The sequence below is a fragment of the Acidiphilium sp. genome, assembly GCF_049977125.1.
GTDB lineage: Bacteria > Pseudomonadota > Alphaproteobacteria > Acetobacterales > Acetobacteraceae > Acidiphilium.
Window position 1 is genome coordinate 1 of the sequence record NZ_JBMFGY010000170.1, and the last position, 5251, is coordinate 5251.

Sequence of the window (5251 nt, forward strand, 5' to 3'; positions counted from 1 at the left end):
GCACCCATCGCGTTCTGAACAGAACGACCTACGCCCGCCAGCTCCCCGCCGATGCCGTCTACATCGGACGCGGGTCGAAATGGGGAAACCCCTTTGTCGTCGGCCGCGATGGGAGCCGCGAGGACGTCATCGCCAAGCATGAGCACTGGCTCTCCCGCCAAAATGACCTCTTGCGCCAGATCGACGAACTCAAAAGCCGTGACCTCATATGTCACTGCTCACCCCTCCCCTGCCATGGCCTCATCCTCTTGAAACTGGCTAATGCCAGCCGAGACGACCGGATCGCATGGTGGAAGCAAATGCGGGTTGCCCACTGACAGCACCACGGGGCGGCACCAGCCGCCCCGCTCTCACGCAGACCAACACGGGATACGAGCGGCCTCTCCACCGCCCGACTCCGTTCATCAGTAAAGCCAATCTTCTCGCCACCCTACCGTGAGCAGCGCGCAAAAGCGCGCGATGCGGGGCCACCGGGCTTCGCCCGATATGCCCCGGCACCCCCGCGCCTGGCGGCGCGGTGAGGCTGGATCCACGAGAGTCCGGATCAACCCGCCAATCATGACGCTCAGCCGTTGAAGACGGGTTGACCGCCAACGCCACCCATCCGCTGGTTCATCACGGTGTAAAAATCACCTACCGTCATGCCCTGCAAGTTGTTGTTCGAGATATCAACCGCCGGAACGACGCTGGCCAAGGATTGATCAAGATTTGTCGCCTGCGCCAGCTTATCCCCATACACGGGTCCGAACACATAGGCCCCATACATTTGGTCGATCGTCGGCGGTGAACCTGTAGCGGCCTCAACACTATTCGCATACGAAACCATCGTATCCGCCGCCACCACAGCCTCATCCTGCGGATTCGACATGTCCGCCAGCGTGTAGGGCAGGCCGTATTGCCGACAAGTCGTCGTCCACGTGCCACTCTCAACCTGCCATGGACCAAACGCAGACGTCTGGCCCCCGATGTCAGCGATGTTCTGGAAATGGCTCTCGACCGCCGCGATTGCCGCCATGGTCGTCGGATTCAGCCCTTCCGCCTGCGCGGCCGCAAGCGCCGCCTGACCGTAAGGTGTCGCCATCAGCTCTGCCATCACATCGCTACTTGATGAACCAGACCCGGATCCGAGTCCCGAACCGGTCCCAGTCCCAGTCCCACTCCCGGTCCCCGTAGGCAAAGGTGGACTCGAAGGGGCCGAAAAGGCCGGTATCCCCGGAAACTGGAATACCGGAACAACCTCAGCCGGGGCTTGCGGCATCGGTGCCACACCCTGCGCGGACGCCAAATGAAAAACACTCAATCCGCACAATATAAAGCCAGCCCCGCATAGCAGTCGCAAGTTACTCGATTGGCTTTTCATGACGGGTCCTCACTTCATGTAAAGCGCGACAACGCCATTCGCTTGGACCCCCTGCACTTGGCAAGTAGTCGACGGAGCCAACTTGTCGTAGAACGGCTTAATGTTCTTAACCGGGACATAGCCGATCAGGTTCTTGTTTACGAGTACTTTGCCGAAGCCGTTAACGTATGCACCACCCACCGCTGCCCACCCGGAAGACCTCGCAACGACGCGCGATTTCGTGGATGGTCGAGCGTAGATCGGATCGAACGACTTGATATCCTTGCAGACCCATATCCCCTTAATCGGATAAACCTTCGGGTTTGGCATCTGCGCAATCGGCCCAGAATGCGACAGGTTGAGCGGGGCGGCTTGCAACCGCTGATCCGACTCTTTCTGCAGCTGCTCCAGTTGTCGCCGGGACATCACCTGCCCCGGCTGCGGTGGAACCTGACCGTAAGCGCACCCGGCACTCACGATGATCGCCGCAATCGCGGCGCTGAAACCTAGCCTGCCCATCACTTTTACTCCCTTGCTGGATTGGACCACCCTGTTTTTTCAGACGCTATCGCCAGTGCAAAGCCTAATATCGCATCCCCCCGTATTTCGGTTTCTGCTTGATATTCGCTTCAACTTGATGGACGAGTGCCACCGAAACCGGCCACCGCCCATCAGAAAAATCACGCAGCGGACAATAAATCCGGTTGTTCTTCCCAACCGCCTGATTACGCACGCACCGCGCCATCCCGTTGTCGAGGATGTGCGCCGCGTTCGCATTCCGGCTCGAAAAGATCGCACTCACGAAATACAGGGCAATGAGACCCCCGACCGCCGACGCCGCAATCACCCACGAACGCTTAATCTTGAACTCGCGCCGGGGCGGCGGTTGCGTCATCTTTCGTATCGCATCGGCTAGCTGCGACACGAGCGTCCTAATAGCCTGGTTCACCGCCCGATCCGCGCCGAGCAGATTGCCGTTCTCGTAATCCCCGTGAAGCGTGTCGATGAACCGGCGAAAGACGAGGATAGACTCATACATCTTCGCGGACTCCTCGCGCATCTCGCGGACCACCGTGTGGCCACCGAGTTCGATCTCAGCCACCCGTTCCGCAAATGCCCGATAGAGCAATTCAAGCGACCTCAGAACTTGGGCCTGCGATTCGACAAACAAACCGGCCGGTTCATCAGCCCGGAAGCCCCAGTCTCCCGCCATTCGCTCCATGTCTGCGATAGATCGCTTCAAATCTTCGATCGGCCCTTGCAGATCGACACGACGGTGCCCTCCCGGCAGACTCCCCGGCACCTTCTCGATCCCGCTCATGATGCCTCCGCGATATCGCTCTCGGTTTCAACATAGGGAAGCCAGTCAGCCGGAATCCGGCTAAACATCGTATCGAGGCCTTCGGTCCACCACTTGTAGACTCGTGATACATCGAAGATCGAAAGCGGCGCGACCCCAGCTGGTGTCTTTCGGTCAGATGCGTCACGAAACGTCAGACCGCGCTCCAGCACGGCATCGAGACACCTCAACTGGGGCAACATCGTAACAGCTGCTCCCTTCGCCATCGCCTCAATGATCGGCGGCGAGGCGAAAAGCGGCTCGAAGGCTTTCAACGGCGAGGTGTCGCCCCGAATCAGGCCCCCGTTCATGACGAACAGCATCTCGACCTTCCCGCCGTTACCGTTCACGCCGCTCCCCAGCAGCGACGCATCGAAATGATCAATATCGGCGACGATCGGACCGAGCAGTTGGGCGATCACCACCCTCACACCCATGGTCTCGGCGATGGTGCTCAGATCGAGATCATGCAGCATTGTCTGGAGGACGAGATCGCCACCGCCGACGTCCAGCAGCACATCGTGACGGCTCGCACTCTGCTCTTCGATCGCACGCTCCAGCCATCCCCGGCGATCATCGATTCCCGAATAGCCGGGACGACGGACGTCGGGAAAGAACGCATCGATGCTGCCAGACTCGCCATGAGGATCCACGTTCCAGATTTCGAGCCTCGCACCACGCTCTCGAAACCGCTGTCCCACGATGTTGAGAAAGGTTGTTTTCCCGACCCGACCGCGACCAACCGCGACAATCAGGACAGGAAGCCGCGATTTCACCGTTGAAGATTTTTCAACGGAAATCGCCTCATTTTTTGGCCCAGCCATAATCCAATCTCCTTGTTTTACAACGCGCTAATCGCGTCGCTTGGAGATCAGACCAACCGCTATCGCCAGTGCGAAGCGTTTTCAGAAGCTAAAGAAACTAACTATCTTCACTTTCTTGTGATATCCTGGCTGCGATCCGGCGGGCGGCATCCGTTGTTTTACCCCGACTACGATAATCCGCATTGACGAGGTCCGTTAGCACCGCCTTCATTCTTTGCGCAGCCACCGGGCCTAAAACCCCGGTCTGTCCGCCAGACGCCACGCTCACTTGACTTGGACGCACTTCGCGCGCGGGAACACTCACCTCGATGGCTTCAGAGACCTCGCTCGCCACATCTGCCTTGGCACGGACTTCATGCCAGATCGCCGCAGCCAAGCCCGGAGAAATTGGCTTCCCTGTCGCATCCCGGAAATTAAGCGCTTTGACCTCCGGCAGCTCCAGAAAGCGCTGCCAGCTGATCCGAAACCCACCAGAAGCCGCCTGAATCGCGTCCCGATTGACCATCAGAAATTTCCGAAACTCTGACACCCTTGTGATAGACTGGAGCGCTCCCAGAGTCAGCCGCTTGGCAACGATGCTTGATGAACGATTGATCGATCTTTCTGTCACTACGCCCCCGGTTTCTTTGCTCGCCTTCGGCTCGCGACATCGCGCCTGACTTTGTACCAGACCCGCGATGCCGCAGCAGGAGTAATTATACCACCGTTTTTAGTTCTGAACTCGCGCTCACATATTTCCGGAATATTCATGAAAGCAGTCCAGTCTATTTTATATCCGCCAGATGCCTCTACGATTAGATCATGATTGTCGGTCAGAAACGTGCGAAAATCCGAGAGCGCTGATATCTGGCTGCGGAGATGTTCGGCAGACAATGCGGCACTGCGAACGACTGTATTATTAGCACTTCTAGCTTTGCTGGTTCTCTGATCCATTGACTATATTTCCGGATAGAAGCGGAATGTTCCTCGATCTTAGCCTTGTTCAGGCTAGCATAGACTAGCTAAGGCTTTCAACCCTGATACTCCTTTGTTCTCCCATGATTCTCCCCTTTTCTTAGTGTTGCTAGGCCCATCCCTTTTTTCCTCATACACCAATGCACCCTCGCCGGGCGCGAAGTGATCAGTAAAACCGATCGATCACATCTCGCGGCAACGTGAGCTTTTAGAGGGGGCTTCCGGGCCGGGAGATCGCCACGCCAGTAACCCCCCTCACCTCCGATTCCATCGCGCGTTTGTGATCGATTTTGCCCGTCCAAGGTCGATTTTGCGATATGGACTTGCAATAGCGCTCTGCACGCTCCGTCCCGACCCGCACGGGTTTTCCGCCAGAATGCCGATCCGCAGTGGGTCGGTGAAACAGCGGAAAGTGAATGATTTCAACGCATAGGAGCGTACAATGCGAAGGGATAAAGCCCAATCAGGGGCACCCGAACCGGCCCTCGAGCCGGTGGACTTCATTTATGAGAACCATAAGATCCGCGCTTTCGATGACGGGGAGAAGATCTGGTTGATCGCTGACGACCTCGCTGTTGTCCTCGGATACTCCCAAGCCGACCGACTCACTCGGGTGATCGACGATGATGAAAAGGGTACTCATACTGTGAGGACCCTTGGTGGTCCCCAAGAACTGCTCACTGTCTCGGAAAGCGGCTGCTATCATGCCATCTTCAAGAGCCGGAAGCCCGGTGCCCAAAAATTCCGGCGCTGGATCACCGAGACAGTCATTCCCGAGATCGCCCGGACGGGGCG

General features: G+C 57.7%; 7 protein-coding genes. 2 read left to right on the forward strand and 5 right to left on the reverse strand.

Features of this window, described 5'->3' with window-relative positions; all coding sequences use genetic code 11:
* Positions 1–317, forward strand: a 317-nt coding sequence (locus tag ACP5E6_RS15885) for a DUF4326 domain-containing protein (RefSeq protein ID WP_427955696.1), incomplete at its 5' end; no start/stop codon positions are given.
* Between the two features lie 248 nt (positions 318–565).
* On the opposite strand, the gene ACP5E6_RS15890 is transcribed toward ACP5E6_RS15885, so the two are convergent.
* The 5 genes from ACP5E6_RS15890 to ACP5E6_RS15910 all read right to left on the reverse strand — a co-directional run bounded on the left by ACP5E6_RS15890 (position 566) and on the right by ACP5E6_RS15910 (position 4007).
* Positions 566–1093, reverse strand: coding sequence for a transglycosylase SLT domain-containing protein (locus ACP5E6_RS15890; protein ID WP_427955697.1), 528 nt, complete (start codon positions 1091–1093; stop codon positions 566–568).
* 276 nt (positions 1094–1369) lie between these two features.
* Complete coding sequence (locus ACP5E6_RS15895) at positions 1370–1858, reverse strand: hypothetical protein (RefSeq protein WP_427955699.1); 489 nt, start codon at positions 1856–1858, stop codon at positions 1370–1372.
* Between the two features lie 64 nt (positions 1859–1922).
* Positions 1923–2660, reverse strand: a complete 738-nt coding sequence (locus ACP5E6_RS15900; protein WP_427955701.1) for a hypothetical protein — start codon at positions 2658–2660, stop codon at positions 1923–1925.
* On the reverse strand, positions 2657–3502 hold the full coding sequence (locus ACP5E6_RS15905) for a hypothetical protein (RefSeq protein ID WP_427955704.1): 846 nt from the start codon (positions 3500–3502) through the stop codon (positions 2657–2659). The genes ACP5E6_RS15900 and ACP5E6_RS15905 overlap by 4 nt, the downstream gene beginning before the upstream one ends.
* A 97-nt stretch (positions 3503–3599) precedes the next feature.
* A complete protein-coding gene (locus tag ACP5E6_RS15910; protein WP_427955706.1) occupies positions 3600–4007 on the reverse strand; it encodes a hypothetical protein in 408 nt (135 codons plus the stop codon).
* Positions 4008–4898: 891 nt separating this feature from the next.
* Here ACP5E6_RS15910 and ACP5E6_RS15915 point away from each other — a divergent pair.
* A partial coding sequence (locus ACP5E6_RS15915; protein WP_427955708.1) for a BRO-N domain-containing protein occupies positions 4899–5251 on the forward strand: 353 nt, incomplete at its 3' end.

Excerpts from the sequence above, each read along its gene's own strand:
- ACP5E6_RS15890 (WP_427955697.1), bottom strand. The coding sequence starts at position 1,093 with ATGGCAGAGCTGATGGCGACACCTTACGGTCAGGCGGCGCTTGCGGCC.
- ACP5E6_RS15895 (WP_427955699.1), bottom strand. The coding sequence starts at position 1,858 with ATGGGCAGGCTAGGTTTCAGCGCCGCGATTGCGGCGATCATCGTGAGT.
- ACP5E6_RS15900 (WP_427955701.1), bottom strand. The coding sequence starts at position 2,660 with ATGAGCGGGATCGAGAAGGTGCCGGGGAGTCTGCCGGGAGGGCACCGT.
- ACP5E6_RS15905 (WP_427955704.1), bottom strand. The coding sequence starts at position 3,502 with ATGGCTGGGCCAAAAAATGAGGCGATTTCCGTTGAAAAATCTTCAACG.
- ACP5E6_RS15910 (WP_427955706.1), bottom strand. The coding sequence starts at position 4,007 with ATGGTCAATCGGGACGCGATTCAGGCGGCTTCTGGTGGGTTTCGGATC.